At 70.7% G+C, this 26,681-nt stretch carries 25 protein-coding genes and 1 pseudogene; 18 read left to right on the forward strand and 8 right to left on the reverse strand.

Annotation, left to right across the window (positions count from 1 at the left end; translation table 11 throughout):
- The first annotated feature begins 42 nt into the window (after positions 1 to 42).
- The 8 genes from HQ603_RS08130 to HQ603_RS08165 all read left to right on the forward strand — a co-directional run bounded on the left by HQ603_RS08130 (position 43) and on the right by HQ603_RS08165 (position 8,746).
- Positions 43 to 711, forward strand: a complete 669-nt coding sequence (locus HQ603_RS08130) for a cell division protein SepF (protein WP_222684043.1) — start codon at positions 43 to 45, stop codon at positions 709 to 711.
- A 151-nt stretch (positions 712 to 862) separates the two neighbouring features.
- Complete coding sequence (locus tag HQ603_RS08135) at positions 863 to 1,141, forward strand: YggT family protein (protein WP_222684044.1); 279 nt, start codon at positions 863 to 865, stop codon at positions 1,139 to 1,141.
- Between the two features lie 255 nt (positions 1,142 to 1,396).
- The gene (gene wag31 / locus HQ603_RS08140) at positions 1,397 to 2,266 is read left to right on the forward strand and encodes a DivIVA-like cell division protein Wag31 (protein WP_222684045.1); all 870 of its coding nucleotides are present in this window, start codon (positions 1,397 to 1,399) and stop codon (positions 2,264 to 2,266) included.
- A 66-nt stretch (positions 2,267 to 2,332) separates the two neighbouring features.
- Complete coding sequence (locus tag HQ603_RS08145) at positions 2,333 to 2,512, forward strand: hypothetical protein (RefSeq protein ID WP_222684046.1); 180 nt, start codon at positions 2,333 to 2,335, stop codon at positions 2,510 to 2,512.
- 275 nt (positions 2,513 to 2,787) lie between these two features.
- Positions 2,788 to 5,940 carry an isoleucine--tRNA ligase gene (ileS, locus tag HQ603_RS08150; protein WP_222684047.1) on the forward strand — a complete coding sequence of 1,051 codons (3,153 nt, stop codon included), beginning with the start codon at positions 2,788 to 2,790 and terminating at the stop codon, positions 5,938 to 5,940.
- 15 nt (positions 5,941 to 5,955) lie between these two features.
- Positions 5,956 to 7,326: a DNA polymerase IV gene (locus HQ603_RS08155; RefSeq protein WP_222684048.1), complete on the forward strand. Its 1,371-nt coding sequence runs from the start codon at positions 5,956 to 5,958 to the stop codon at positions 7,324 to 7,326.
- Positions 7,327 to 7,431: 105 nt separating this feature from the next.
- A complete protein-coding gene (locus HQ603_RS08160) occupies positions 7,432 to 8,022 on the forward strand; it encodes a cutinase family protein (RefSeq protein WP_222684049.1) in 591 nt (196 codons plus the stop codon).
- A 211-nt stretch (positions 8,023 to 8,233) separates the two neighbouring features.
- Positions 8,234 to 8,746: a hypothetical protein gene (locus HQ603_RS08165; RefSeq protein WP_308126413.1), complete on the forward strand. Its 513-nt coding sequence runs from the start codon at positions 8,234 to 8,236 to the stop codon at positions 8,744 to 8,746.
- 72 nt (positions 8,747 to 8,818) lie between these two features.
- Here HQ603_RS08165 and HQ603_RS08170 read toward each other — a convergent pair whose 3' ends face one another.
- Both HQ603_RS08170 and HQ603_RS08175 read right to left on the reverse strand, forming a co-directional pair.
- Positions 8,819 to 9,616 carry a sensor domain-containing protein gene (locus HQ603_RS08170; RefSeq protein WP_222684050.1) on the reverse strand — a complete coding sequence of 266 codons (798 nt, stop codon included), beginning with the start codon at positions 9,614 to 9,616 and terminating at the stop codon, positions 8,819 to 8,821.
- Entirely contained in the window at positions 9,613 to 10,563 is a 951-nt protein-coding gene (locus HQ603_RS08175; RefSeq protein WP_308126414.1) for a hypothetical protein, read from the reverse strand. Before HQ603_RS08175 ends, HQ603_RS08170 begins: the two co-directional genes overlap by 4 nt.
- A gap of 85 nt (positions 10,564 to 10,648) precedes the next feature.
- On the opposite strand from HQ603_RS08175, the gene lspA reads away from it, so the two are divergent.
- From lspA to HQ603_RS08195, 4 genes are read left to right on the forward strand one after another with little or no spacing between them, the layout of a single operon-like run.
- Positions 10,649 to 11,272: a signal peptidase II gene (lspA, locus tag HQ603_RS08180; protein WP_371831025.1), complete on the forward strand. Its 624-nt coding sequence runs from the start codon at positions 10,649 to 10,651 to the stop codon at positions 11,270 to 11,272.
- Positions 11,269 to 12,195, forward strand: a complete 927-nt coding sequence (locus HQ603_RS08185; protein ID WP_222684052.1) for an RluA family pseudouridine synthase — start codon at positions 11,269 to 11,271, stop codon at positions 12,193 to 12,195. Before lspA ends, HQ603_RS08185 begins: the two co-directional genes overlap by 4 nt.
- Positions 12,196 to 12,198: 3 nt before the next feature.
- Entirely contained in the window at positions 12,199 to 12,834 is a 636-nt protein-coding gene (locus HQ603_RS08190) for a hypothetical protein (protein WP_222684053.1), read from the forward strand.
- Positions 12,831 to 13,511 carry a SanA/YdcF family protein gene (locus HQ603_RS08195; protein ID WP_222684054.1) on the forward strand — a complete coding sequence of 227 codons (681 nt, stop codon included), beginning with the start codon at positions 12,831 to 12,833 and terminating at the stop codon, positions 13,509 to 13,511. Before HQ603_RS08190 ends, HQ603_RS08195 begins: the two co-directional genes overlap by 4 nt.
- Here the strand turns inward: HQ603_RS08195 and HQ603_RS08200 are convergent.
- The gene (locus HQ603_RS08200; RefSeq protein WP_261773561.1) at positions 13,501 to 14,205 is read right to left on the reverse strand and encodes a hypothetical protein; all 705 of its coding nucleotides are present in this window, start codon (positions 14,203 to 14,205) and stop codon (positions 13,501 to 13,503) included. The two genes, HQ603_RS08195 and HQ603_RS08200, sit on opposite strands and share 11 nt — an antisense overlap.
- A 136-nt stretch (positions 14,206 to 14,341) precedes the next feature.
- Here HQ603_RS08200 and HQ603_RS08205 point away from each other — a divergent pair, with 136 nt between their 5' ends.
- Positions 14,342 to 15,109, forward strand: coding sequence for an MBL fold metallo-hydrolase (locus HQ603_RS08205; RefSeq protein WP_308126416.1), 768 nt, complete (start codon positions 14,342 to 14,344; stop codon positions 15,107 to 15,109).
- Between the two features lie 12 nt (positions 15,110 to 15,121).
- Here HQ603_RS08205 and HQ603_RS18870 read toward each other — a convergent pair whose 3' ends face one another.
- Both HQ603_RS18870 and HQ603_RS18875 read right to left on the reverse strand, forming a co-directional pair.
- Positions 15,122 to 15,412: a DUF3253 domain-containing protein gene (locus HQ603_RS18870; protein ID WP_308126429.1), complete on the reverse strand. Its 291-nt coding sequence runs from the start codon at positions 15,410 to 15,412 to the stop codon at positions 15,122 to 15,124.
- A pseudogene (locus HQ603_RS18875) lies at positions 15,395 to 15,517 on the reverse strand (DUF2256 domain-containing protein); the annotation flags it as partial. The gene HQ603_RS18870 and the pseudogene HQ603_RS18875, both read right to left, overlap by 18 nt.
- A 59-nt stretch (positions 15,518 to 15,576) precedes the next feature.
- Between HQ603_RS18875 and rarD the strand changes: the two are divergent.
- Together rarD and dnaE are read left to right on the forward strand one after the other, a co-directional pair.
- Positions 15,577 to 16,518, forward strand: coding sequence for an EamA family transporter RarD (gene rarD / locus HQ603_RS08215; protein WP_308126417.1), 942 nt, complete (start codon positions 15,577 to 15,579; stop codon positions 16,516 to 16,518).
- A 108-nt stretch (positions 16,519 to 16,626) separates the two neighbouring features.
- On the forward strand, positions 16,627 to 20,160 hold the full coding sequence (dnaE, locus tag HQ603_RS08220) for a DNA polymerase III subunit alpha (protein ID WP_222684056.1): 3,534 nt from the start codon (positions 16,627 to 16,629) through the stop codon (positions 20,158 to 20,160).
- A 310-nt stretch (positions 20,161 to 20,470) separates the two neighbouring features.
- On the opposite strand, the gene HQ603_RS08225 is transcribed toward dnaE, so the two are convergent.
- The gene (locus HQ603_RS08225) at positions 20,471 to 20,701 is read right to left on the reverse strand and encodes a hypothetical protein (RefSeq protein WP_222684057.1); all 231 of its coding nucleotides are present in this window, start codon (positions 20,699 to 20,701) and stop codon (positions 20,471 to 20,473) included.
- 151 nt (positions 20,702 to 20,852) lie between these two features.
- Between HQ603_RS08225 and HQ603_RS08230 the strand changes: the two genes are divergently transcribed.
- Both HQ603_RS08230 and ilvA read left to right on the forward strand, forming a co-directional pair.
- Positions 20,853 to 21,287 carry a nitroreductase family deazaflavin-dependent oxidoreductase gene (locus HQ603_RS08230; protein WP_222684058.1) on the forward strand — a complete coding sequence of 145 codons (435 nt, stop codon included), beginning with the start codon at positions 20,853 to 20,855 and terminating at the stop codon, positions 21,285 to 21,287.
- Positions 21,288 to 21,410: 123 nt separating this feature from the next.
- On the forward strand, positions 21,411 to 22,649 hold the full coding sequence (ilvA, locus tag HQ603_RS08235) for a threonine ammonia-lyase IlvA (RefSeq protein WP_222684149.1): 1,239 nt from the start codon (positions 21,411 to 21,413) through the stop codon (positions 22,647 to 22,649).
- On the opposite strand, the gene HQ603_RS08240 is transcribed toward ilvA, so the two are convergent.
- The gene (locus tag HQ603_RS08240; RefSeq protein ID WP_222684059.1) at positions 22,637 to 23,248 is read right to left on the reverse strand and encodes a TetR/AcrR family transcriptional regulator; all 612 of its coding nucleotides are present in this window, start codon (positions 23,246 to 23,248) and stop codon (positions 22,637 to 22,639) included. The two genes, ilvA and HQ603_RS08240, sit on opposite strands and share 13 nt — an antisense overlap.
- An 81-nt stretch (positions 23,249 to 23,329) precedes the next feature.
- On the opposite strand from HQ603_RS08240, the gene HQ603_RS08245 reads away from it, so the two are divergent.
- The gene (locus HQ603_RS08245) at positions 23,330 to 24,865 is read left to right on the forward strand and encodes an MFS transporter (protein WP_308126418.1); all 1,536 of its coding nucleotides are present in this window, start codon (positions 23,330 to 23,332) and stop codon (positions 24,863 to 24,865) included.
- Here HQ603_RS08245 and treZ read toward each other — a convergent pair.
- The gene (gene treZ, locus HQ603_RS08250; protein WP_222684060.1) at positions 24,841 to 26,616 is read right to left on the reverse strand and encodes a malto-oligosyltrehalose trehalohydrolase; all 1,776 of its coding nucleotides are present in this window, start codon (positions 26,614 to 26,616) and stop codon (positions 24,841 to 24,843) included. The two genes, HQ603_RS08245 and treZ, sit on opposite strands and share 25 nt — an antisense overlap.
- Positions 26,617 to 26,681 lie beyond the last annotated feature (65 nt).

Here is a 26,681-nt window from a genome sequence, read left to right on the forward strand (position 1 = left end):
CTTCGCCCCGCACTGCATCACCACGCCAAGGAAGGTCGACCGATGAGCACGCTCCACAAAGTCAAGGCTTACTTCGGCATGGTCCCACTCGACGAGTACGAGGACGACTACCTCGACGACACCGACGCCCCCGTGGCGCGGTCGTCGCGCGGTGGGTACGGGCGAGCGATGGACGACTACGACGCCGAGCCCGCGTACGACGCCGAGCCCGCCTACGCCGGCGCCCGCCGCGGCGACGAGTACGCCGACTACGAGGACGCCGCACCGCGACGCCCCTCGCACGTCGCTCCGCTGTCCTCGCGCAGCGCCGGTGGCCGCGCCGGCGGTCTGCGGTCCACCGGACCGTCCACTCGCGGCGCCCTGGCGATGGACACGCGGTCCGAGCCGCGTCCCGAGCCGCGCCGTTCCGTGTCCGTCGACGACGGGGGTCCCGTGTCCACCATCACCACCCTGCGCCCGCGCGACTACGGCGAGGCCCGCACCATCGGCGAGCGGTTCCGCGACGGCACGCCCGTCATCATGGATCTCGTCGAGATGAGCAACGCCGACGCCAAGCGGCTCGTCGACTTCGCCGCGGGTCTGGCGTTCGCGCTCCGTGGCTCGTTCGACAAGGTGGCCACCAAGGTGTTCCTGCTCTCGCCGGCCGACGTCGACGTCTCCGCCGAGGAGCGTCGTCGCATCGCCGAGAACGGCTTCTACAACCAGCAGTGAGCGCCCGGCCGATCCGCCCGATCGGCGGCGCGGCGGTGACGACTGGCAGAGTGGAACCGTGAACAAGTCGAGGAATCGAACCGTGATCGTGTCACCGAGGTCCGTAGGGCGATGCGGTGTCGCCCAGCACTGCGCGGGGTCGGTGAGCTGAGTGTTCGCCGTTCTCTACTTCGTTCTGTTCCTCTTCTGGCTCCTGCTGATCGGCCGGGTCGTGGTGGAGTTCATCCGGTCGTTCGCGCGGGACTGGCATCCGACCGGCGTGATGGTCGTGATCCTCGAGGCGATCTTCACGGTGACCGATCCGCCGGTGAAGTTCCTGCGCCGGATCATCCCGCCGCTGAACCTCGGCGGCGTTCGCCTGGATCTGTCCATCATGGTGTTGCTGTTCATCGTGTTCATCTTGATGCGCGTGGTGCAGAGCGCCGGGTGATCCTGCGCGTCGGGTGTGACAGAATGATCCGTCAGGGACATACTCGGCCCCGTCGTTTGTGTTCTACAACTGAAATCGCCCGCCGAGCGGTGATCGTCGCGATCGCTCGCCGGGCCCCTGTCCACCCCGTGACTGCGTGTCCCACCCCGGACGCGAGTTGCCGTCGGAGGCGACACCCGTCGTCCACGACCGAACTGTCCGCGTAGTCGCTAGTCGATGCTCCACCGCTCTCGAGACGCGTGAAGGGATCCTTCCATGCCGCTGACTCCCGCCGATGTGCACAACGTCGCGTTCAGCAAGCCGCCCATCGGTAAGCGCGGTTACAACGAGGACGAGGTCGACGCCTTCCTCGACCTGGTCGAGCAGGAGCTGTCGCGCCTGATCGAGGAGAACGCCGACCTGCGTCAGCGCGTGGGTGAGCTCGATCAGGAGCTCGCCGACGCCAAGTCGTCGTCCTCCCGGCAGAGCGCCGCCGCTCCCGCCCCGGCCGCTGCGCCCACCCCGGCGCCCGCGCCGCGTCCCGAGCCGCCCAAGCCGGCCCCCGTGGTGCAGGCTCCGGCTCCCGCCGCAGCTCCCGCGGCCGCCGCTCAGGGTGGCGGCGACTCCAACATGCAGGCCGCCAAGATCCTCGGCCTCGCGCAGGAGATGGCGGACCGTCTGACCGGCGACGCCAAGACCGAGTCCGAGCAGCTGCTCGGATCCGCTCGCGCCAACTCGGACCGCCTGGTCAGCGAGGCCCAGAGCCGGGCCGAGTCGCTTGTCTCCGAGGCCCGCCAGAAGGCCGACGCGCTGCTCGCCGACGCCCAGACGCGGTCCGAGACCCAGCTGCGCCAGGCCAAGGAGAAGGCCGACGCTCTCGAGAGCGATGCCGAGCGCAAGCACACCGAGATCATGGCGACCATCAACCAGCAGCGGTCCGTGCTCGAGGAGCGCATCGAGCGTCTGAAGACGTTCGAGCGCGAGTACCGCGTGCGCCTGAAGTCGTACCTGGAATCCCAGCTGCAGGAGCTCGACCAGCGCTCGTCCGCGCTGCCGGTCGACAGCGGCCAGGATCCGTTCACCAAGGACAACGGCCAGGGGTCGTCGTCCTTCGGGCAGTCGTCGTACGCCAAGGGCAACAACTGACGTGACCACCTCACCGGCCGCGACGGCCGGTGAGGTCGGGGGGATGGGAATCGACGGGGTGAGTCCGTGCTGGTCCTGACGCTGGTCGCGGCCGGTGTCGGTTTCGCGTTGCTGGTCGTGTCCCTCGTCACCGGGTCGGTGGTGTGGGCGTGGGCCTGCATCGCGGTCTGCCTCGCCGGCGCGATCCTGTTGCTCCTCGGCCTGCTGTCGGGTCGACGGGGATTACCCCGTCGTCGTTGGCGGTAGACTCCCTTCCACTGTTCGTACATCGCACGATCACAGCGTCACCAGCGACGATCCGGCCATCACCGGGGAGCTGTCCGGAAGAACGGCGCCGCACCGAGCCGATCGGGGCCGCGCTCAGTAGAACCGGACGGGACGAGCCCGTCACAGCTCGACCGAGAGTGGGTCGCCGCCCCAGCGGGGTCGGCGGCCAAGCGGGGTGGTACCGCGGCTTCGGCGCCGGGCGCGTCCGACAGTTCGTCCCCGTGCCGTGACGACACAGGCACAGGAGTTCCGCCATGAGCACCGACCAGTCCCGCCCCGGCTATCCCCGCGTGGCGTACGAGACCGGCGACGGCAGCGTCCGGTTCCCGCACCTCGAGCAGCAGGTCCTCGCCCGCTGGGACGCGGACGGTACGTTCCGCGCGTCGGTCGAGGCCCGCGCCGACGCCGACGAGTACGTCTTCTACGACGGTCCGCCCTTCGCCAACGGGCTCCCGCACTACGGCCACCTGCTGACGGGGTACGTCAAGGACCTCGTTCCGCGCTTCCAGACCATGCGCGGCAAGAAGGTCGAGCGGCGGTTCGGCTGGGACTGCCACGGGCTGCCGGCGGAGCTCGAGGCGGAGAAGCAGCTCGGCATCACCGACAAGAGCCAGATCGACACGATGGGGCTCGCCGAGTTCAACGCGTACTGCAAGCAGTCGGTGCTGCGCTACACCGGTGAGTGGCGCGACTACGTCACCCGTCAGGCGCGGTGGGTGGACTTCGACAACGACTACAAGACGCTCGACCTCGACTTCATGGAGTCGGTCATGTGGGCGTTCCGGGAGCTTTACGACAAGGGTCTGATCTACCAGGGCTTCCGAGTCCTGCCGTACAGCTGGTACGAGCAGACGCCGCTGTCGAACCAGGAGACCCGGCTCGACGACGCCTACAAGATGCGTCAGGATCCGGCGGTCACCGTGCGCATGACCCTGTCCGCACCCGGCTCGCCGCTGGACGGGGCGGACGCGTTGATCTGGACGACGACGCCGTGGACGGTGCCGTCGAACCTCGCGACGGCCGTCCGTCCGGACATCGAGTACGTCCAGATCGAGGACGGCGAGGGTGGCCGCGTCGTGCTCGCCAAGGACCGGCTGGCGCACTACGCGCGGGAGTTCGGCGAGTCGCCCACCGTGGTGTCCGAGCACACCGGCGCCGATCTGGTCGGGTTGGCCTACACACCCCCGTTCGATTTCTTCCTCGGACATCCGAACGCGCATCGCGTGCTGTCCGCGGACTACGTGACCACGGACTCGGGTACCGGAATCGTCCACCTCGCACCGGCTTTCGGTGAGGAGGACATGGACGTCGCCACGGCCAACGGCATCGAGGTGGTGCAGCCGCTCGACGCCGGCGGCAAGTTCACCGCGATGGTGCCGCCCTACGAGGGACTGATGATCTTCGACGCCAACCCGGTGATCATCAAGGACCTCAAGGCCGCCGGAAAGCTGGTGCGGCACGAGACCATCGAGCACTCCTATCCGCACAGCTGGCGGTCCGGTCAGCCGCTGATCTACATGGCGGTGCCGTCGTGGTTCGTGTCGGTGACGCGCTTCCGCGACCGCATGGTGGAGCTCAACCAGGACATCACCTGGGTGCCGGAGCACATCCGCGACGGTCAGTTCGGCAAGTGGCTCGAGGGTGCCCGCGACTGGAACATCAGCCGGAACCGGTACTGGGGCAGTCCGATTCCGGTGTGGGTGTCCGACGACCCCGCCTACCCACGGACCGACGTGTACGGCAGTCTCGACGAACTCGAGGCGGACTTCGGCGTGCGTCCGACCGATCTGCACCGGCCGTTCGTCGACGAGCTGACTCGTCCCAACCCGGACGACCCGACGGGCCGCTCCACCATGCGCCGCGTTCCGGAGGTGCTGGACTGCTGGTTCGAATCGGGGTCGATGCCGTTCGCCCAGGTGCACTACCCGTTCGAGAACAAGGACTGGTTCGACGGGACGGGCGGCGAGCCGGGCCACAACCCGGGCGACTTCATCGTCGAGTACAACGGCCAGACCCGCGGATGGTTCTACACCCTGCACGTGTTGGCGACGGCCCTGTTCGATCGTCCGGCGTTCCGCACGGTCGCCGCACACGGCATCGTGCTGGGCGAGGACGGGCTCAAGATGAGCAAGTCCAAGGGCAACTACCCGGACGTCAACGAGGTGTTCGACCGCGACGGTTCCGACGCCATGCGGTGGTTCCTCATGTCCTCGCCGATCCTGCGCGGCGGCAACCTGGTGGTCACCGAGCAGGGCATCCGCGAGGGCGTGCGGCAGGCGCTGCTGCCGATGTGGAACGCGTGGAGCTTTCTGCAGCTCTACGCCTCGACGCCGGGGACGTGGCGGACCGATTCGACGCACGTGCTCGACCGGTACGTGTTGGCCAAGCTCGCCGAGAGCACCCGCGTCATCACCGACGCGCTCGAGGCGGTGGACATCGCGGGCGCGTGCGACGAGCTGCGACTGTTCTGCGACGCCCTCACCAACTGGTACGTGCGCCGGTCGCGGCAGCGTTTCTGGGACGAGGACGCCGACGCGATCGACACCCTGCACACCGTGCTCGAGGTGCTCACCCGCGTCGCGGCGCCGATGCTGCCGCTGATCAGCGAGGTGATCTGGCGCGGTCTGACCGGTGGTCGATCGGTGCACCTGGCCGACTGGCCCGCGGCGGACGACCTGCCCGCGGATCCGGAGCTGGTGGCGTCGATGGACGAGGTGCGCTCGGTGTGCGGCGCGGCGCTGTCGCTGCGCAAGGCGCAGAACCTGCGCGTGCGTCTGCCGCTGCCCGAGTTGACCGTCGCGGCCGACGACGCGGCGCGGCTCGCGCCGTTCGCCGATCTGATCGCCGACGAGGTCAACGTCAAGCACGTCGCGCTCACGGAGAACGTCGACGCGCACGGCCGGTTCGAGCTCGTGGTGAACGCCCGGGTCGCCGGACCGCGTCTCGGGAAGGCCGTCCAGGCCGTCATCAAGGCGGTCAAGGCCGGCCGGTGGTCCGAGACCGACGGCGCCGTGACCGTGACCGTCGACGACGGCTCGGACGTCGCACTGCTTCCCGAGGAGTACACGCGTCGTCTGGTCGCCGCCGAGCCCGACTCCACGGCGGCACTGCCGGGCAACGGCGGTCTGGTGGTCCTGGATTCCGCGGTGACCGAGGACCTCGAGGCCGAGGGCTGGGCGAAGGACCGCATCCGTGAGTTGCAGGACGCGCGTCGGTCGGCGGGCTTCGAGGTCAGCGATCGGATCGTCGTGCGCGTCGACGTCCCGGCCGCGCGGCGAGCGTGGTTCGACGCCCACCGCGACCTCATCGCGGGCGAGATCCTCGCCGTGGACCTCGCGGTCGACGACCCGGGCGCCGACGCGGTCGAGCTCGGGGACGGTGTTCGCGCGGCACTGGCGAAGGCGTGAGTCTCGACCGATGACATGACTCCCGACCCGATCGGCGTCCCGTCGGCGCCCGCCCGCAGCCGGCGCTGGGTGCTCCATCTGGACATGGATGCGTTCTTCGCCTCCGCCGAGCAGCTGACCCGGCCGACCCTGCGGGGTCGGCCGGTGCTCGTCGGCGGGTCGGGTGGCCGCGGGGTGGTCGCTGGAGCCAGCTACGAGGCACGGGTGTTCGGGGCACGGTCCGCGATGCCGATGCACCAGGCCCGACGGCTCGTCGGCGCCGGCGCGGTGGTCGTGCCCCCGCGCGGCGCGGTCTACTCGGTGCTGTCGGCCTCCGTGTTCGACGCCGTCCGCACCGTGGTCCCCGTCATCGAGCAACTCTCGCTCGACGAGGCGTTCGGCGAACCGGCCGAGCTCGCCGGCGCGACCACCGCCGAGGTGGAGGCGTTCTGTCGCCGGCTGCGCGACGTCGTGCGGGACGCGTCGGGTCTCGTCGCGTCGATCGGTGCCGGCTCGGGCAAACAGGTGGCCAAGATCGCCTCGGGACTGGCGAAGCCGAACGGCATCACCGTGGTCCCGCCGCACGAGCAGGCAGCGCTGTTCGCGACGCTGCCCGTCCGCAAGCTCTGGGGTATCGGGCCCGTCGCGGAGGAGAAGCTGCGCCGGCTGGGCGTGCTCACCGTGGGTGCGTTCGCCGCGCTGCCGGAAGCCGAGGCGGCGTCGGTGCTGGGGTCGACCGTCGGCCCGGGATTGCATCGGTTGGCCCGCGGTATCGACGACCGGCCCGTGACCGAGCGGGCGGAGGCCAAACAGGTCAGTGCCGAGACGACGTTCGCCGCCGACATCGTGGATCTGGACGGGCTCCGCGCGGCGATCGCCGCGAGTGCGGAGGCAGCCCATGCCCGTCTGTTGAAGGACGGTCGCGCGGCCCGCACGGTCGTGCTCAAGCTGCGCAAGTCCGACATGAGCATCGTCACCCGCTCGGCGACGCTGCCCTACGCGACGGCGGACCTGGCGACCATCGTCGCCACCGCGCGGCGACAGGCCCTCGATCCGCGCGAGCTCGGCAGCATCCGACTCGTCGGCGTGGGGTTGGCCGGGCTGTCGACGGTGCGGCAGGAATCGCTCTTTCCCGAGCTGGACCAGGACGGCGCGGTCACCACCAGCGACGTCAGCCGGCCCGACCAGGCGATCAGCGCCGGCGAGATGGTGGTGTGGCGGCCGGGTCTGGACGTCCGGCACGACGACTTCGGCCACGGCTGGGTCCAGGGCGCCGCCCACGGCGCCGGACCCGGTGTGGTGACGGTTCGGTTCGAGACCCGCAGCACCGGACCCGGCGCGGCGCGCACGTTCGCCGGCGACGACGCCCACCTCACGGTGGCCGATCCGCTGGACAGCCTGGCCTGACGGGCGTCGTCGTGGAGGCGCGCGCTTCCCGACGGGAACTGTGGACGAGGGTCGAGTTCGGTAGTGTGACCCGGTTCACCTCTCATCGGGGAGAGCGGTTTCGACATGACGGTTCGCATTCTGGCTCGCGTGTGCGCGGCGGTGTCCGTGGCCGCCGCAGCGTTCGTGGTTCCCACCGCGGTGGCCGACGCCGCGCCCTGCTCCGACGTCGACGTTTCCTTCGCGCGCGGCACCGGCGAGTTCCCCGGCCTCGGCATCACCGGCCGGCCGTTCGTCGACAGTCTCGTCACGAAGTTGGGCGGGCGGTCCGTCGGCACCTACGCGGTGAACTACGCCGCCGACGTCATTCAGGCCAGCGCGGGTCCCGGTTCGCGGGACCTGGTCGCGCATCTCACCTCGGTCGCGGCCGCCTGTCCGTCGACACAGTTCGTCATCGGCGGGTACTCGCAGGGTGCCACCGTCGTGAGCAACGCGGTCGGCCTGCGCACCCCGAGCAGCGTCGGTGGAGCGGTGATTCCCGCCGAGGTGGCCGATCGGGTGAAGGCCGTCGTCGTGTTCGGCAATCCGCTGGGCCTGTTCGGTCGAACCATCGAGTCCGCCAGTCCCACCTACGGTCCGCGTGCCCGCAGTTTCTGCAACGTCGGTGATCCCGTCTGCCAGATCGGCGGCTTCAACACCGTCGCCCACCTGACGTAAGCCCTGCGGGGTGCGACGGACGAGGGCGCGACCTTCGCCGCCTCTCGCCTCGGCTGACCGCGCCCGTCCGGACGGGGCGGGCCTGCCCGGCGAGCTTTACCGTTTCCTCAGAACCGGTCGGTAAGGTCACCGATCGACGCTCGACGACCATCGGCGATCGGATTCCCGATCGTGATGTCGACCGATACCCCCGACAGAAGAGGACTGACGCGTGAAGCTTCCCCGCACCGGACGCGCACTGGTGGCCGGCATGGCCGTCGCCGCCGCCCTGACCATGACGGCCTGCAGCTCGGACGACGGTGGCGACACCGCCACCACCACGACGGCGTCGGCCTCGACGTCCGTGAGCGCAGCCGCCCCGGCCGGCGACCTGCCCCCCGTGCCGACCGCCGCCGAGCTGAACCAGCGTCTGCAGGAGAGCCTGGATCCGAACGTGCCGCTGGAGCAGAAGGTCTCCTACGTCCAGGGCGCCGAGGAGGATCCGGAGCTGATCAACAAGGTGGCGGAGGCCGCCCGCGTGAACAACGCCAAGATCGAGGTGCTCGACGTCACCGATCTCGGCGACGGCACCCTGAGCTCCAACGCCACCATCGACCTCGGTGGCCAGGTCAACCCCCTCCAGGTCGCGTACGTGGCCGAGGACGGACAGTGGAAGCTCTCGCGTGACAACGCGTGCGCCATCGTCTCGCTCGCGCAGCTGACCTCGCCGGCCTGCCCGGCCTGAGTCGTCTCGCCCCACTCGGGCCCCGGTACCGCTGACGGTGCCGGGGCCCGAGTTCGTCTCGGCGGCGCGTCGTCAGCGCAACCGGTCGGCCGCGGTGGTGGCCAGAGCGCGAACCAGTTGCGGATCCACCGGCTCGAGGCCCGTGGCCACCGTCTGCGTGACGGACGCGCCGACGAGCGTGATCACCGCATCCGTGGTGAGCTCGACCCCGTCGCTAGTGACCTGCAGCCGCGCCGCCACGGTGGCGTCACCCGGAGCGGTGGCATACGCCCCGGTGAACAGGGTCGACGCCCCGACCCGATAGTCGACGCGGACGCCGTCGGCGTCGGTGCCGCTGAACTCCCCGCACCGGGCCAGCGTGTCCTGGATCGACGCGAACGCCCGGGCGGCGCCGTCGCCGTCGTACGACGCCGCATCCTGATCCAGCGACGAGAAGTCGGGACCGCCGTAGGTCACCGACGCGGCACTGACCCCGCCGGGTACCGCCGTCGCGATCGGCGCGAGAACCGCTCCGCAGTCCGCCGGGTCCGTGCTCGAGCGGTCCTCGGCGCTCGCTCCGGGCGAGGACGGGTCGAGCGGCGGCAGGTCGTATCCCGTCCATCCGGCGGGCAGATCCGCGATCGTCAGCAGACGCCCGGCCAGGAAGGCGTTGTCCGTGATCGGCGTGGCCCCCGCCGGCACGGTCGGCGCCGGGACGCCCTCGAAGGGTGCGAGATCCACGCGGGGCGGTGCCGGCGGTGTCGTGGCCGCCGTCGTCGAATCGCCGTTCTCGTCGGTCCCGGACGTGCCCGATCCGCACCCGGTCAGCAGCGCCAGCGACGTGCACGCGGCGAGAGCGGCGACCGACCGACGGCGCGCCGAACCGGTCATCGCCACGTGATCGTGTTGGCGGTGGTCTGCGACAGCGACGTGGCGCTGTTCGCGTCGCGATACACCTGGTCACCGCCCACCGTGACCGTTCCGGCGACCGGCAACGGTCGCGAGGTGTCCACGGTCAGAGAGCCACCGCCGGTCATGACGAACGTCTCGATGTTCAGCGTGCCCTGGTTGTCCGGCAACTCCCAGACGGGGCTCTCCGGCGCCTGTGTAATCTCCACGTCGATCTGCGCGACGCCGTCGTCGATCGACCGCAGCGTCGCCGTCGTGGTCTGCGTCAGCGCGATGCCGCTGACCACCTGTTGCGTCACCGTCCACCGCGCACCGACGCCGATCGGCTCCGTCGGGAACGGCACCGCCCGATACACCGCCTGCGACAGGGCCTGCTCCACCGCGGACCGGGCGATGTCGCGGGCCTCCGGGGCCGGATCGATGGTGAGAGCGGTCACCGCCCCCGTTGCCGACGTGGTGAACCCGGCCGTGGATCCCTCGGTCGGCGGCAGCGCCGCCTGCAGCGTCGCGTCGGGCGACGTCACGGCGCCGAGCGTCATCGACACGGTCGTGGTGTCCCCGTCGGCAGACGCGGTCGCCTCGAGCGGCATCGTCAGTTCCGGGGTGGAGAAGTCCTGGGACTCCGCCGCATCGATCTTCTGCCCGATCGACGACGACGTCACCAACGTCACCGACTGCGGCTCGTCCGACACCTCCCGGGTCAGGACGCTGCGCGGCTCCGCACCCGCATCCACCAGGGTCGTCGTCGACGCCGACACGGGGAGCGTCACCGCACTGGTGGTCGGGGTGACGTCCTCGCTCGAGGCGGAATCGTCGTCCGACCCGCACGCGGACACGAGAACCAACGCCGACGCCGTCAGTGCGACGGTCAGGGGACGGAAGAACCCGGGTCGGAGCCGACGAAACCGGGTGGACGCGCGCACACTCACGCGACCCAGGCTAGCCAGGCAACCTGAGCGCTCGGTGAGTACTGCTCGATCCGCAGGCTCCGCTCGGGTGAGCACCGCTCGCTCCGTGAGGGACAATGAACACGTGACCGACGAACCCACCGCCACCCGTCCTCTCCGGACGAGGCGACTGCTGACCGTGGCCGCCGTCGTGCTCGCCGCCGACCTGCTCACCAAGATCGCCGCCGTCGCCCTCATCGAGCCGGGTCGCCCCGTGAGCATCGTGGGCGACACCGTCGAGCTGGTGCTGTACCGCAATCCGGGGGCCGCCTTCTCCATCGCGACGGGCATGACCTGGGTGTTGACGCTGGTCGCCGTCGCCGTGGTGATCGGTGTCGTCAGGATCGGCCGGACGCTGCGCTCGCCGTGGTGGGCGCTGGGACTGGGCCTGATCCTGGGCGGCGCGCTGGGCAACCTGATCGACCGCTTCTTCCGCTCGCCCGGCCCCCTGCAGGGCCACGTCGTCGACTTCGTGTCCGTCGGGTGGTGGCCGGTGTTCAACGTCGCCGACTCGTCCATCGTGTGCGGCGCGGTCCTGCTCGTGGCGCTGTCGCTGTTCGGGGTGGAGCCGGACGGCTCGCGTCGTCGGGACGAGACCGACCCCGACCCCGAGACCGACGCCGAGGCCGACACCGGGGCCCGCGGCACCGAGGCCGGCGGCCGCTCGGACCAGTCGGGAGCGACGGCATGAGGGAAGTGAGGTCCATGCCGGTTCCCGACGGGCTGGACGGCATGCGGGTCGACGCGGGCCTGGCGCGGCTGCTGGGCCTGTCGCGCACCGTGGTCGCGACGCTCGCGGAGGAGGGCTCGGTCAGTGTCGACGGCACGGCCGTCGACAAGTCCGATCGCCTCGGCGGCGGCTCGTGGCTCGAGGTGCAGTTGCCGGAGCCGGCGCGGCCGCTCACCATCGAGGCCCAGCCCGTCGAGGGCATGGAGATCCTCTACTCCGACGACGACATCGTGGTGGTCGACAAGCCCGTCGGTGTCGCGGCGCACGCCTCGGTCGGGTGGACCGGACCGACGGTCATCGGCGGTCTCGCGGCCGCCGGGTTCCGCATCTCGACGTCGGGAGTGCACGAGCGGCAGGGCATCGTGCACCGTCTCGACGTCGGCACGTCGGGCGTGATGGTGGTGGCGACCAGCGAGCACGCGTACACCGTGCTCAAGCGCGCGTTCAAGCAGCGCACCATCGACAAGCGCTATCACGCTCTGGTGCAGGGACATCCGGATCCGAGCAGCGGCACCATCGACGCACCCATCGGCCGGCACCGCAGCAACGACTGGAAGTTCGCGGTCACCGCGGACGGCAAGCCGAGCATCACGCACTACGACACCGTCGAGGCGTTCCAGGCGGCCAGCCTGCTCGACGTGCACCTCGAAACCGGACGGACGCACCAGATCCGGGTGCACTTCTCCGCTCTCCGCCACCCATGCTGCGGTGACCTCACCTATGGCGCCGACCCGACGCTCGCCGCCCGGCTCGGCCTCGAACGGCAGTGGCTGCACGCGCGGGCTTTGGGCTTCACGCACCCGGCCGACGGTCGGTACGTGGAGTTCACCAGCCCCTATCCGGCGGACCTGCAGCACGCCCTGGACGTTCTGCGAGCGGGCTGACCGGTGGCACGGATCGGGTCGGCGCTCGCCCTGGTCGCGATCGCCGCCCTCGTGCTCGTCCTCGGCGTGACGACGCCCGCCTCCCGCGCTCCGAGCGCGACCGACACGCTCGGTCCGTCGACCGACGAGACGGCGGCGGACTATCTCGCCCGCATCGGCCCGCCGGCCGAGGACGACGGGCAGGAGCGGTGGGCGCTGGTGTCCCCGGTTCGGTCGGTGCGAGCGGACGAGATCCGCGGTCTCGTCGGCGACGTGCGGGTGTCCGTGGTGTACGTCCACGTTCCGCTGGATCGGGTGCAGACGCCGTTGCTCACGGTGGCGGTGCCGGACACGGAATCGGTGCTGACCCGTGCGGTGCGCGACGCCGCCGGCCGACTCGGACCCGGTCGGGACGCGCGGGGTGAGGCGGTCACGGCGGCCGTGCGTTCTCGGCTGCTCGGTGATTGTGCTTGTGTGGCAGGTGTTCTGGTGCGGGGGACGGCGGCCGACCTGCGGCGGGTCGCGGACGCGGACGGGGTCCGCGGCGTCGAGGTCGCACCGCCCGCCGCGGCGTTCGCGCGTCTCGCCGTGACCCCGCTGTGGCCGGAGCGGGAGGGCACCGCCGTGGTGCCCGACGACGGTCCGGTGCCGCCCGCATGACCCGGCGGTCGGGACGTGGCGGGGTGCGCACCGTGCGGGCGGCGGCGATGCTGACCGCGGCGGCGGTGCTCGGGTCGATCGTGGCGAGCTCGGCGTGGATCGAACTGACGGCTCGCGGCCGGGTGCACGGTGTGGAGGAGGCTCCGTCCGCGCCGGTCGCCCTGGTCCTCGGTGCGCGCGTGGAGAACGGGGCGCCGGCGCGGTACCTCGCCGCGCGCACCTCGGCGGCCGCGCGCCTGGTCGAGCTCGGGCGGGTGGAGGTACTCCTGTTGTCCGGCAACGGGTCCGGTGACTCCGGGGACGAGATCGCGGCGATGACCGACGATCTGATCGCGCGCGGCGTGGATCCCGCACGCCTGGTGGCGGATCCGTTCGGGCTGAACACGCGGGACTCGTGCCTGCGGGCGGCCCGCACCTACGGGGTGACGCGAGCGCTGGTGGTCAGCCAGGGGATGCACACGGCCCGGGCTCTGGCGCAGTGTCGGGACGCCGGGATCGACGCGGACGGGGTGGACGCACCCGTCGAGGTGTCGCGGTGGGCGGCGATCCGGCAGTGCGGTCGCGAACTGCTCGCGCGACCGAAGGCGGCGGCGACGCGGCTGGTCGACACCCCGCCGACGGTGGACTCGCCGCCGACCGACGACGTGCAGCGGGCGGTGGCTGCGGTCAGCCGCTGACGCCGCGTCGGGCCTTCTCGAGGGCCGCGAGGGTGGTCAGGACGGTGGCCCGCTGGCGGGTGAGATCGCTCAGCCGGGCGCGCGCGGGCAACCCGGTGGAGGCCTCGGCGTCCGCGATGCCGGCATCGATGGCGCTCAGCTGGTCCAGCAGTCCCGCCACCCGGTCCGCGAGGGCGGCGACGTCGACCCCGGTGACCGCGCCGGCCGGCGGTGTGGTGCGCGACGCGGCGGCGCGCGGAGCCTCCGTGCGCGAGGTGGTGGACGTGTGCGACGGCGTCGGGCGCAGCGCCGCGGCGGCGCCGGCGCGCGACGACGACTTGCGAACATCGGCCGCGGCCGGGCGCTTCGGCAGACGGATGCGCTCGAGTACGGCGCGGGCGCTGCGCGCGGCGGTGCGGTGCTCGAGTTCCTCCTCGTCGTCGGAGGTGACCGCGCCGCCGAGGGGGCGCAGTCCGTACATGCCGAGGAACCGGCGGGCGGCGTCGATGGTCGCTTCGTGCGCACGGCACTCGGCGCAGCGCGGCTCGTTCGCGAAGTCCTGGACGTCCTCACGGCTACCGCACCAGACACACCCGCCGGGGCTCCACTTCCGCGGTGCGTGGTGGTCGCTGCGAGACACGGTGAGGGTGTCGGAGCCGTGCGGGAGGGAGTCGGAACCGGTGGAGACGGAGCTGGTGAAATCGGAGTCGATCACGTCGACCGAGAGTAGTCAGACCCGCGGGGCCCCCCACGGCCGGACCCGCTGTCGCCAGCGGCTTTTGGTGGTGAGGGTGACCAACGTCATGGGATACGCCTGCGCCTGCCGCCGCGGACGGCCATACTCGTCGGTCGTGAGCACTCCGACCGTGACGACCGTCGCCGACGGCGTCCACGTGGCCACCGGGCCCGACGTCAACTGGACCCTTCTCGTGGACGGGACCGACGTCACGCTGATCGACTCCGGGTACCCGCGGTACGTCGGTGCCGTCGTCGAGTCGCTGGCGCGTCTCGGGCGTCGCCCCGAGGACGTCCGCGCAATCCTGTTGACCCACGCCCACATCGACCACATCGGGGGTGCCGCGCACTTCGCCTCGACGTACGGCACGCCGGTGCTGACGTCGTCGGTCGAGGCGCGGCACGCGCGGCGCGAGTATCTCGAGCAGGCCGGTCCCGCCGACGTCGTTCGCAACATCTGGCGGCCGGGCGCCGCGTCGTGGGCGCTGCGCATCACGCGGGCCGGGGGAACGCGGTCCGGCGCCGTGCCCGACGCCGACGGCTTCGACGCCGTCGTCGGGACCGGGGGAGCGTTGGACCTGCCGGGGGCGCCGGTGCCCGTCCCGTCGCCCGGCCACACGTCGGGACACACGGCCTACCACCTGCCCGGCGCCGGCGCGCTGCTCACCGGGGACGCGCTGATCACCGGGCACGCGCTGTGCCGCCACGTCGGCGCGCAGATGTTGCCGAACCTCTTCGCGCACGACCGGGAGGGGGAGATCGCCGCCCTCGACGCCTTCACCGGGCGGGACGCTGGCGTCCTGATTCCCGGGCACGGCCCGGTGCTGCGCGGGTCGGTCGACGCGGCCGTCGATCGGGCGCGTCGACTCGCCGGGGTGGCCTGACGCCGACCGGATCTAGGTGCGCGGCCGACGAATCCGGATGGGGCCCTTCGCGGTGGACGGGTCCACCACCGACCCGCCCTGCGTGATTTCCACCTCGCCGCGCGCGACGAGTCGCCGCGCGGCGCGGCGCACCGGCTCCATCAACGGACGCCAGTCGTCGGGTGCCACGGCGCGGGCGACGTCGGACGGGCAGATCGACGAGTCCCGCGCGCGGGCGTCGAGCAGGCGACCGATCTCGCCCTCGAGATCGTGCTCGGGTGCGCGGCGCGCGTCGGCACGACACGCGTCGCTGCAGTACTTCACCGAGTCCCAATCGCGTTCCCACTTCTTGCGCCATTCGATCCGGCGACCGCACACGGCGCAGGTCTTGTCCGGCACGGTCGTCGTCTCGCGTTTGCGGTGGGCCACCTCCTCGATTGTGCCCCTGCCCGTCGTCGGTGACGCGCGGCCGGGGATACCGTGAGCGCGTGCAACGACAGTCGGACCCGCGATCGACCACCACCGTGGGCACGGCGGCCGGCGTCGGCGCCTACGGCCTGTGGGGCCTGTTCCCCGCGTACTTCGGTCTGCTGAGTTTCGCCGGCGCCCTCGAGGTGCTCGCGCACCGCATCGTGTGGACCCTGGTGCTGATGGCCGTCGTCATGACGGTGCTGGGTCGGCTCGGGACGCTGCGCGGGCTGACGCCGCGGACGTGGGCGGTGGTCGCGGCGGCGTCGACGTTCATCGCCATCAACTGGGGCACGTACATCTACGCGGTGTCGTCGGGTCGGGTGGTCGAGGCGGCACTCGGGTACTTCGTGAACCCGTTGGTCAGCGTGCTCCTCGGGGTCGTGATCTTCCGTGAGCGGCTGGCGCGGTCCCAGATCGCGGCGCTGGCCCTCGCGGCGATCGCCGTGGTCGTCCTCACGATCGACTACGGGCGGCCGCCGGTCGTGGCGCTGACCCTCGCCCTGTCCTTCGCCTGCTACGGCGTCATGAAGAAGATCGTGCCGCTCGAACCCACCACGTCGCTCACGGCCGAGGGTCTGGTGGCCGCGCCGGTCGCGGTGGTGTTCCTCGTCTGGCTCGGCGTGAGCGGGGGAGCGGGCGCGTTCTCGGAGGGGCCGTGGCACGCGGCGCTGCTGCTGACCGCCGGCCCGGTGACGGCCGTGCCGCTCCTGCTGTTCGGAGTCGCCGCGCAGAAGATCCCGCTGGTCACGCTCGGACTGCTGCAGTACCTGACGCCGGGCCTGCAGATGGCCTGGGGCGTGCTGGTGTTGCACGAGGACATGCCGGCCTCGCGGTGGATCGGGTTCGCCCTGATCTGGTGCGCACTGGTGGTCTTCACCGTGGGCTCGATCCGGCGGATGCGGTCCCACCGGGTGGCCACCGTGCCCGCCGAGGCGGCCGTCGCCGACCCCGGTCGGTGACGGCGCGCACGTTCCTGTCGGCCGGTCCTCGGCCGTCCCTTCCGTCACTCGCGCACCGGCCCGCGTGTACGGCGAAACGTGTCGGCGGGACGCCCTAGAGTGACTCCCGTGTCGGACTTCGTTCATCTCCACAATCACACCGAGTACTCCATGCTGGACGGCGCCGCGAAGATCGCGCCGCTGTTCGCGGAGGCGCAGCGCCTGGGCATGAGCGCGGTGGGGATGACCGATCACGGCAACATGTACGGGGCCAGCGAGTTCTACAACGAGGCCAAGAAGGCCGGCATCAAGCCGATCATCGGGATCGAGGCGTACATCGCGCCGGAGTCGCGCTTCGACAAGAAGCGCGTGCTGTGGGGCGACCGCAGTCAGAAGTCGGACGACGTGTCGGGCAGCGGCGCCTACACCCACATGACCATGGTCGCGGAGAACGCCACCGGTCTGCGGAACCTGTTCAAGCTCTCGTCGCTCGCCTCCATCGAGGGGCAGCTGGGCAAGTGGGCCCGCATGGACGAGGAGCTCATCGCCACCCATGCCGAGGGCATCATCGCGACCACCGGGTGCCCGTCCGGGGAGATCCAGACCCGCCTGCGTCTAGGGCACGAGCGGGAGGCGCTCGAGGCCGCGGCCAAGTGGCAGGAGATCTGGGGCCCGGACAACTTCTTCCTCGAGCTGATGGACCACGGGCTGTCCATCGAGCGTCGCGTGCGGGAGGGCCTGCTGCGCATCGGCGAGCAGCTCGGCATTCCGCCGCTCGCCACCAACGACTGTCACTACGTCACCAAGGACGCCTCGACCAATCACGAGGCGCTGCTGTGCATCCAGACGGGCAAGACGCTGTCGGATCCCACCCGCTTCAAGTTCGACGGCGACGGCTACTACCTCAAGTCGGCGGAGGAGATGCGCGCGCTGTGGGACTCCGAGGTGCCCGGCGCGTGCGACTCGACGCTGCTCATCGCCGAGCGCGTGCAGTCCTACGACGACGTGTGGGAGCACCGGGACCGCATGCCGATCTTCCCGGTGCCGGAGGGCGAGACCCAGGGCTCCTTCCTCACCAAGGAGGTCGAGCGCGGACTCGAGTGGCGCTTCCCCGACGGCGTTCCGCAGGAGTACCGCGACCGTGCGAAGTACGAGATCGCCGTCATCCTCGAGATGGGGTTCCCGGCGTACTTCCTCGTCGTCGGTGACCTCATCAAGCATGCGCGCGAGGTGGGCATCCGCGTCGGGCCCGGCCGTGGTTCGGCCGCCGGGTCGCTCGTCGCGTACGCGATGGGCATCACCAACATCGACCCGCTTCCGCACGGGCTGCTCTTCGAGCGCTTCCTCAACCCCGAGCGTGTGTCGATGCCCGATATCGACATCGACTTCGATGATCGCCGCCGCGGCGAGATGGTGCGCTACGCCACCGAGAAGTGGGGCAGCGACCGTGTCGCACAGGTGATCACGTTCGGCACCATCAAGACCAAGGCGGCCATCAAGGACTCCGCCCGCGTGCAGTTCGGTCAGCCCGGCTTCGCCATCGCGGACCAGATCACCAAGGCGTTGCCGCCGCCCATCATGGCCAAGGACATCTCGGTCGCCGGCATCACCGATCCGACGCACGAGCGGTACAAGGAAGCCGCCGAGGTGCGCTCGCTGATCGAGTCGAACCCGGACGTCGCCAAGATCTACGACACCGCCCGCGGTCTCGAGGGGCTCATTCGCAACGCCGGCGTCCACGCCTGCGCGGTCATCATGTCCTCCGAGCCGCTCACGGACGCCATTCCGGTGTGGAAGCGGCCGCAGGACGGCGCGATCATCACCGGGTGGGACTATCCGTCGTGCGAGGCCATCGGCCTGCTCAAGATGGACTTCCTCGGTCTGCGCAACCTCACCGTCATCGGCGACGCGATCGACAACATCAAGGCCAACCGCGGTATCGAGGTCGACCTCGACACGCTCGGCCTCGACGATCCCGCGACGTACGAGTTGCTCGCCCGCGGTGACACCCTCGGCGTGTTCCAGCTCGACGGCAGCGCCATGCGCGACCTGCTGCGCCGCATGCAGCCCACGGGCTTCGAGGACATCGTGGCGGTCCTCGCGCTGTACCGACCGGGACCGATGGGCATGAACGCGCACAACGACTACGCCGACCGCAAGAACGGTCGCCAGGAGGTCACCCCGATCCACCCCGAGCTCGAGGAGCCGCTCGCGGAGATCCTGAAGGACACCTACGGGCTCATCGTGTACCAGGAGCAGATCATGCAGATCGCTCAGAAGGTCGCGGGGTACTCGCTCGGTCAGGCCGACATCCTCCGCCGCGCGATGGGCAAGAAGAAGCTCTCGGTGCTCGAGGAGGCCTACGCCGGCTTCCGAGAAGGCATGCTGGGCAACAACTTCTCCGAGCCCGCCATCAAGGCGCTGTGGGACACCATCCTCCCGTTCGCCGGCTACGCGTTCAACAAGTCGCACGCCGCGGGCTACGGGCTCGTCTCGTACTGGACCGGGTACCTCAAGGCCAACTACCCGGCCGAGTACATGGCCGGTCTGCTGACGTCCGTCGGCGACGACAAGGACAAGGCTGCGGTCTACCTGGCCGACTGCCGCAAGCTCGGCATCACGGTGCTTCCGCCCGACGTCAACGAGTCCGAGCAGAACTTCGCCTCGGTGGGCGAGGACATCCGATTCGGCATGGGCGCCGTGCGCAACGTCGGTGCCAACGTGGTGTCGTCGATCATCGCGGCGCGGACCGAGAAGGGGAAGTTCACCGACTTCTCGGACTACCTGGCCAAGATCGACGCCACCGCGTGCAACAAGAAGGTCACCGAATCCCTCATCAAGGCCGGAGGTTTCGACTCCCTCGGTCATCCCCGCAAGGGTCTGGTGCTGGTGCACGCCGACGCCATCGACTCGGTGCTGGGCACCAAGAAGGCCGAGGCCATCGGCCAGTTCGACCTGTTCGGCGGGGTCGACGCCGACGAGTCGATCACCAGCGTGTTCAACGTGCGGATTCCCGACGAGGAGTGGGACACCAAGCATCGGCTGGCGCTCGAGCGCGAGATGCTGGGGCTCTACGTCTCCGGCCACCCGCTCAACGGCGTCGAGCACGTGCTGGCCGCGCAGTCCGACACCGCGATTCCCACCATCCTCGAGGGGGGTCTCAAGGACGGCACGCAGGTGACGGTGGGCGGCATTCTGGCTTCGGTGAACCGGCGGGTGAACAAGAACGGCCTGACGTGGGCGTCGGCTCAGCTCGAGGACCTCTCCGGCGGTATCGAGGTGCTGTTCTTCCCGCAGGCGTACTCGGTGTTCGGGGCCGACGTCGCGGAGGACTCCGTGGTGCTGGTCAAGGCCCGTGTGTCGGCCCGCGACGATCGCATCTCGCTCATCGCCAACGATCTCGCGGTGCCGGATCTGTCCGCGGTGGGCGTGGCCAAGCCGCTCGCGGTCAGCCTCCCCACCCGGCTGTGTACGGCGGACAAGGTCGGCGCGCTCAAGCGGGTGCTGGCGAGCCATCCCGGAACCTCCGACGTGCACCTGCGGTTGCTCAGCGGAGATCGCGTGACGGTGCTCAAGGTGGACGAGAAGCTGCGGGTCACCCCGTCCTCGGCGCTCATGGGCGACCTCAAGGCGCTGCTGGGGCCGGGCTGCCTCACGGCCTGAGCACTCCCCGTCGGTACCGTCGAGGCGTCGGCGCACGCCGTCACCTCGACGCACGACATCACCTCTACGCACGACATCACATCGACGAAAGGACGCCCCTGTGATCACCGACTTCATCAATCTGATTCTCGGCGGCATCGGCGGCATCGCCGCCGGGTCGAGCGGGTTCTACCTGGCCCCCGGTGTACTGCCCTTCGGCCTCTGATTCCTCCCGGCTCGACCGAGTTCGAGACGACGACGGCGCCCGCCCCCGGTCATCGGGCAGCGGGCGCCGTCGTCCGTGTCGGAGGTGGTGGCGCGGTCGGTGCCGTCAGAGGCGGCGCGTGCGCTCGGCCATCGGCAGGGTGACCCAGAGCAGAACGGCCGCCGCGGCCCCGGCGAGCACGCCGACGTGCAGTACCGTGACCGACCCGACGGCCACGGCCAGGACGAGGCCGACCACGAGGGCCTCGAGCTTCCACACCGGCCACGGCGTTCCCGCCAGATCGACCGTCCGAACGGGTGTGTGGCGCCGCACGGCGCCGGCATCGAACGCGGTCATGGTCGCCTCCCGAAGTTCAGCAGCACGGTGGTCCGATCTCTGCGCCCCAGCGTACACGGACAAAGAAGTTCGGTGGCCCGAACTCGGCGAATCGCGGCTGCTGACGGCCGATTCGGTTGCCGTCGCGGGCACGGCTGTGTCTACTGGAACCATGCCGCTACAAGGTGAGTACGCACCGAGCCCGTCCACCTGGGCCGCCGAGCAGGCGGACCTCTACGAGAACTCCGGCGGAACGGAGGGGACCGAGCTGAACGGCCGGCCCGTCATCCTCCTGACCACGGTGGGCAACAAGAGCGGGAAGCTCCGGCGGACTCCGCTCATGCGCGTCGAGCACGACGGGAAGTACGCCGCGGTGGCGTCGCTGGGCGGGGCCCCCAAGCACCCGGTCTGGTATTACAACGTGCTGGCCGAGCCGCACGTGGAACTGCGGGACAAGACGCAGAAGTGGGACATGACCGCGCGTGAGGTGCACGGCGCGGAGAAGCAGGAGTGGTGGGATCGGGCGGTCGAGGCCTTCCCCGACTACGCCGAGTACCAGAAGAAGACCGACCGCGAGATTCCCGTCTTCGTCCTCGAGCCTCGCTGAGCCCTCCGACCCGTGCAGGTGGGGTCACCTCGACGTGGCAGCATGGTCCGCGTGATCGTGAGCACCACCTCCGGACCCGCGTCGGTCTCCGCGACGTCGACGGCGCCGTCCCCGACCGTCGGGATGCCCACCGCGGCCGATGTCGACGCCGCCGTCGAGCGGTTGCGTGACATCGCCACGGTGACTCCGCTGGAGGGGTGCGACCGACTCTCGGCGACGACGGGTGCCCGCGTGTTCCTCAAGCGCGAGGACTTGCAGCGGGTGCGGTCCTACAAGCTGCGTGGCGCTTACAACCTCATGGTGCAGCTGACGGAGGCGGAGCGCGCGGCCGGCATCGTCGCCGCCAGCGCCGGCAACCACGCGCAGGGCGTCGCCTTCGCCTGCCGCATGCTCGGCATCCGCGGCCGCATCTACGTCCCGACGACGACGCCGCGGCAGAAGCGCGACCGCATCGCGTTCCACGGCGGTGACCTGGTCCAGGTGATCAGCGTCGGCTCGACGTTCGACGCGGCCGCCGCGGCGGCGGCGGAGGACGTCGGCCGGACCGGATCGACCATCGTGCCGCCGTTCGACGATCCGCGGACCGCCGCCGGGCAGGGCACCATCGCGGCCGAGATCCTCGCGCAGCTGGACACGCCGCCCGACGTCGTGGTGGTTCCGGTCGGCGGCGGCGGCTGTGCCGCCGGCATCGCGACCTACCTCGCCGAGCGATCACCGCACACGCGGGTGGTCGCGGCCGAGCCCTCCGGTGCCGCGTCGTTGACCGCGGCGCTGATGGCGGGCGGTCCGGTGACTCTCGACGAGATCGACCCGTTCGTCGACGGCGCCGCGGTTCGGCGCATCGGCGCGCTCCCGTACGCCGTGCTGTCCGCCCGCGAGATCGAGGTGGTCCAGATCGACGAGGGCGCCATCTGCACCGCGATGCTCGACCTGTACCAGAGCGAGGGTGTCATCGCCGAGCCGGCGGGTGCCCTCGCGGTGGCCGCGCTGCGGGCCACCGACGTTCCGGCCGACGCCACGGTCGTGTGCCTGGTGTCGGGCGGCAACAACGACGTGTCCCGGTACGGCGAGATCCTGGAACGCTCGCTGGTGCACCGCGGTCTGAAGCACTACTTCCTGGTCGATTTCCCCCAGGAGCCGGGCGCGCTGCGAACGTTCCTCGATTCGGTGCTCGGTCCGGACGACGACATCACCCTGTTCGAGTACGTCAAACGCAACAACCGGGAGACGGGGGCGGCGCTGGTGGGTGTCGAGCTGGGCGCGGCCGGGGGACTGTCGGCGCTGCTCGAGCGGATGGAGGCGTCGCCGATGCACGTCGAGCACCTCGAGCCGGGGACGCCCGCCTACCGCTACCTGACCTGATCGCCGAGCAGCCGCTCGACCACCCGTCGATGCAGGTCGGGATCCGGTCCCGGTAGCCCCACCAGGGCGGCCAGGTACAGCCCGTCGCCCACCAGTCGCACGATCTCCGCGTGCACGGGATCGTCGAACTCGTCCTGCAGCACGCGGTCGTACATCCCCATCATCTCCACGACGGCATCCTGGACCGCGCCCGGTGCGCCGTCGGTGCTGCGGAACGCGGCGAGGGTGGAGCGGAAGAGCGCGATCTCGAGGGCATCGTCCGGATCGAGGTCGGGCTCGGAGGCGGGACCGGAGTCGGGCTCGGAGTTGACGTCGGCACCGCGGCGGGACGTCGACGGCGTGGCGGGCGGGGAGAGGTACCACTCGGCCAGGGACGCACCGGCGTCCGCCGCCTGGAGGCGCTTGCGTTCGGCCCGCTCGGCCAGGCGCCGCACCATGGCCGCCATCATCGCGTCCTTGCTCGGAAAGTGATAGAGCAGACCACCTTTGGACACCCCGGCGCCCGCCGCGACGGCGTCCAGGGTGGCCTTGTCGGTGCCGTCGCGCACCAGGATCTCCTCGAGGGCGTCCAGAATGCGGTCCCGCGTCGCCGTGGCCATGAGCTCACTGTACCGGCTGGACGGTCACTGCTATGCTCGCTCGCGTCCGCTGTACCGGCTGGACGGTCGGAAGGAGCATCCGTGTCGTCGTTCGTCGCCCCCGAGGCCGCGCGCGCCACGCGTCGTGACTGGGTGGGCCTCTGCGTCCTCGCCGGAGCGGTCATGTTGGTCGCCGTCGACGGCACGGTGCTCGACATCGCGCTGCCGTTCCTCAGCGCGGATCTGCAACCCACCGGCACCGAGTTGCTGTGGATCATCGACATCTACTCGTTCGTGCTCGCCGGTCTCCTGGTGACCATGGGCACGCTCGGGGACCGGATCGGGCGTCGCCGGCTGCTGCTGATCGGCTCGGTGGGCTTCGGGCTGTCGTCGGTGGTGGCCGCGTTCGCGGTCGACCCCGCCATGCTGATCGCCGCTCGGGTCGTGCAGGGCGTCGCCGGGGCCACGCTCATGCCCGCGACGCTCGGGCTCATCCGGTCGATGTTCGCGCACCCGGGCGAGCGGACTCTCGCCATCGGCGTGTGGGGCGCGATGGCGGGCGGCGGCGCCGCGGCCGGTCCCGTCATCGGGGGCGTGCTGCTCGAGCACTTCTGGTGGGGGTCGGTGTTCCTGATCAACGTGCCGGTCATGATCGTGCTCGTGATCGCCGGTCCGGTCGCGATCCCGGAGTCGAAGGATCCCGCGCCGGGTGCGTTCGATCTGCCGAGCGCAGTGCTGTCCATCGTGGCCATCGTGCCGCTGGTGTACGTCGTCAAGGAGGCCGTTGCGCACGGTCTCGGTGGGGAACTGGCGCCGATCGCCCTGGTCGGTCTGGCCTCCGGGTGGGCGTTCGTGCGACGGCAGCGTCGCTCGACCGCGCCGATGATCGACCTGAGCCTGTTCGCGCAGCGGCGGTTCTCGACCGCCGTGGTCACCAACCTGCTGTCGATCTTCGCCCTCGCCGGGGTCCTGTTCTTCGGCTCGCAGTACCTGCAGTCGGTGCTGGGGCTGTCACCGTTGGCCGCCGGCCTGTTCCTGATTCCGGGCACCGCGGCCAACATGGCGGCCTCGCTGCTCGCCGCCTACCTCGTCCGGCGGTGGCAGCCCGGCACGGTGCTCACCGCGGGCCTGCTCGTCGGCGCGGTCGGCGCGCTGGTGCTGACGCGGCTCGGGACGGTCGACGGCCGCCTGACGTTCGTCGTGGCCTTCGTCGCCGTCGGGGTCGCCGCCGGCCTGGCCCTCACCCTGACGTCCGACCTCGTCGTCGGCTCGGTGCGTCCCGAGCGTGCCGGCGCCGCCTCGGCCGTGTCGGAGACGGCGTACGAGCTCGGCATCGCGCTGGGTGTCGCCGTCCTCGGCTCCGTCGTCCTGGGCATCTTCCGCTCCGGCGTCGACGTCACAGGCCTGACCGCCGAGAACGCCGGGCACGCCCGCGAGACGTTGGGGGAGGCCGTCGCGCTGGCCGGGTCGCTGTCCGGTGAGGTCGGGGACGTGCTGCGAGCCTCGGCGCACGCGGCGTTCGTGGACGGCATGCACGCCGCGGCGACGGTCACCGCGGCCGTCCTGCTCACCAACGCGGTGCTGGTGGCCCGGGCGCTGCGCCGACGGTCGGGTCAGGTGAGCACGACGAAGGAGTGACCGGGCAGCGTCGTAGCCGAGCCGGTGCGGTCGCTGGTCGATTCGCTCGACCACAGCACCGGCGTGCCGCCGACGGGGACGGTGACCGGGGCGTCGGACAGGTTGCACACCAGCGCCGTCCCTCGCCCCGGCGTCCCGACGCGCTTGCGGTGCACCACGATCCAGCGCTCGTCCTCGTCGTGGTCCACCCGGACGTTCGTCAACCATGGGTCGGTGAACTCGGGCCGCTCGGCGCGCAGGGCGAGCAGGCTGCGGTAGATCTCCAACAAGGCTGCGTGCTTTCCCTCGGTGACCTCGCTCCAGTTCAGCTTCGAGCGCTCGAAGGTCGCCGGGTCCTGCGGATCCGGGATGTCGTCGGAATCCCAGCCGTGCGAGGCGAATTCGGCCTTGCGTCCCTCCGCGGTGGCCTTGCCCAGTTCTGGTTCGGGGTGCGAGGTGAAGAACTGGAACGGTGACGACGCGTCGAACTCCTCGCCCATGAAGAGCATCGGGGTGAAGGGGGACAACAGGATCAGGGCGGCCTTGACGGCCTGCTGACCGGTGGTGAGGTAGTGACCCGGCCGGTCACCGACCGCGCGGTTGCCCACCTGGTCGTGGGTCGTGGTGTACGCGACCAGGGAACTGGCCGGCAGCACTCGTGGGTCGACTGGTCGACCGTGGACCCGGCCACGGAACGAGGAGAACGTTCCCGCGTGGAAGAAGCCGTGGCTCAACGTCGTGGCGAGGCAGGACATCGAACCGAAGTCGCCGAAGTAGCCCTGCCGCTCGCCGGACACCGCCGCGTGCACCGCATGGTGGACGTCGTCGTCCCACTGGGCGGTCAATCCGTAGCCGCCGCCCGCGCGCGGGGTGATGAGCGTCGGGTCGTTCAGATCGCTCTCGGCGATCAGGGACAGCGGGCGCCCGACGTGCGCGGAGAGCGATTCGGTCTCGACCGCCAGCTGCTCGAGGATGTGCACCGCGGTGGTGTCGGCAAGGGCGTGGACGGCGTCGAGTCGTAGGGCGTCGATGTGGAACTCGTCGAACCAGCGCAGGGCGTTGTCGACGATGTAGCGGCGCACGACGTCCGACCCGCTCTCGGCGACGTTGACGGTCTGCCCCCACGAATTCGCGCCCTCGGCGAGGTACGGACCGAACTTCTCGAGGTAGTTGCCGGACGGGCCGAGGTGGTTGTAAACCACGTCGAGCGCGACGGCCAGCCCGCGGGCGTGGCAGGCGTCGACGAAGCGCTGCAGCCCGGCCGGGCCGCCGTACCCTTCGTGCACCGTGTACCAGAGGACGCCGTCGTAGCCCCAGTTGTGGGTGCCGTTGAAACCGTTGACCGGCATGACCTCGACGAAGGTGACCCCCAGGTCGACCAGGTGATCGAGCTTGTCGATCGCGGCGTCGAACGTGCCTTCCGGGGTGAACGTGCCGATGTGCAGTTCGTAGAGGACCCCACCCGCCAACCGGCGACCGGTCCAGCCGTCGTCCGTCCACGCGGTGCGGTCGACGTCGAACACCGCCGACGGCTCGTGCACCCCGTCGGGCTGGCGGGGCGAGCGCGGATCGGGGATCACGGCGTCGTCGTCGCCGAGGACGAAGCCGTAGCGCGCCCCGTCCGCCGCAGGCGCGTCGACCGACCACCAGCCGTCCGTCTCGCGCATCTCGTGCAGCTCGCCGTCGAGGTGCAGACGCACGCGGTCGGGGGTCGGCGCCCACACGGAGAACGTGCGGGTGGCGGCGGTGTCCGAGGACGGGGAGGGGCTCATGCGTCCCCGGTACCCGGGCGACGGCTCGTCCACACCCGAACACCGTCCGCTATGACCGACGTCGC

This window comes from Rhodococcoides corynebacterioides (assembly GCF_019834675.1).
Taxonomy (GTDB): Bacteria; Actinomycetota; Actinomycetes; order Mycobacteriales; family Mycobacteriaceae; genus Rhodococcoides; species Rhodococcoides corynebacterioides_A.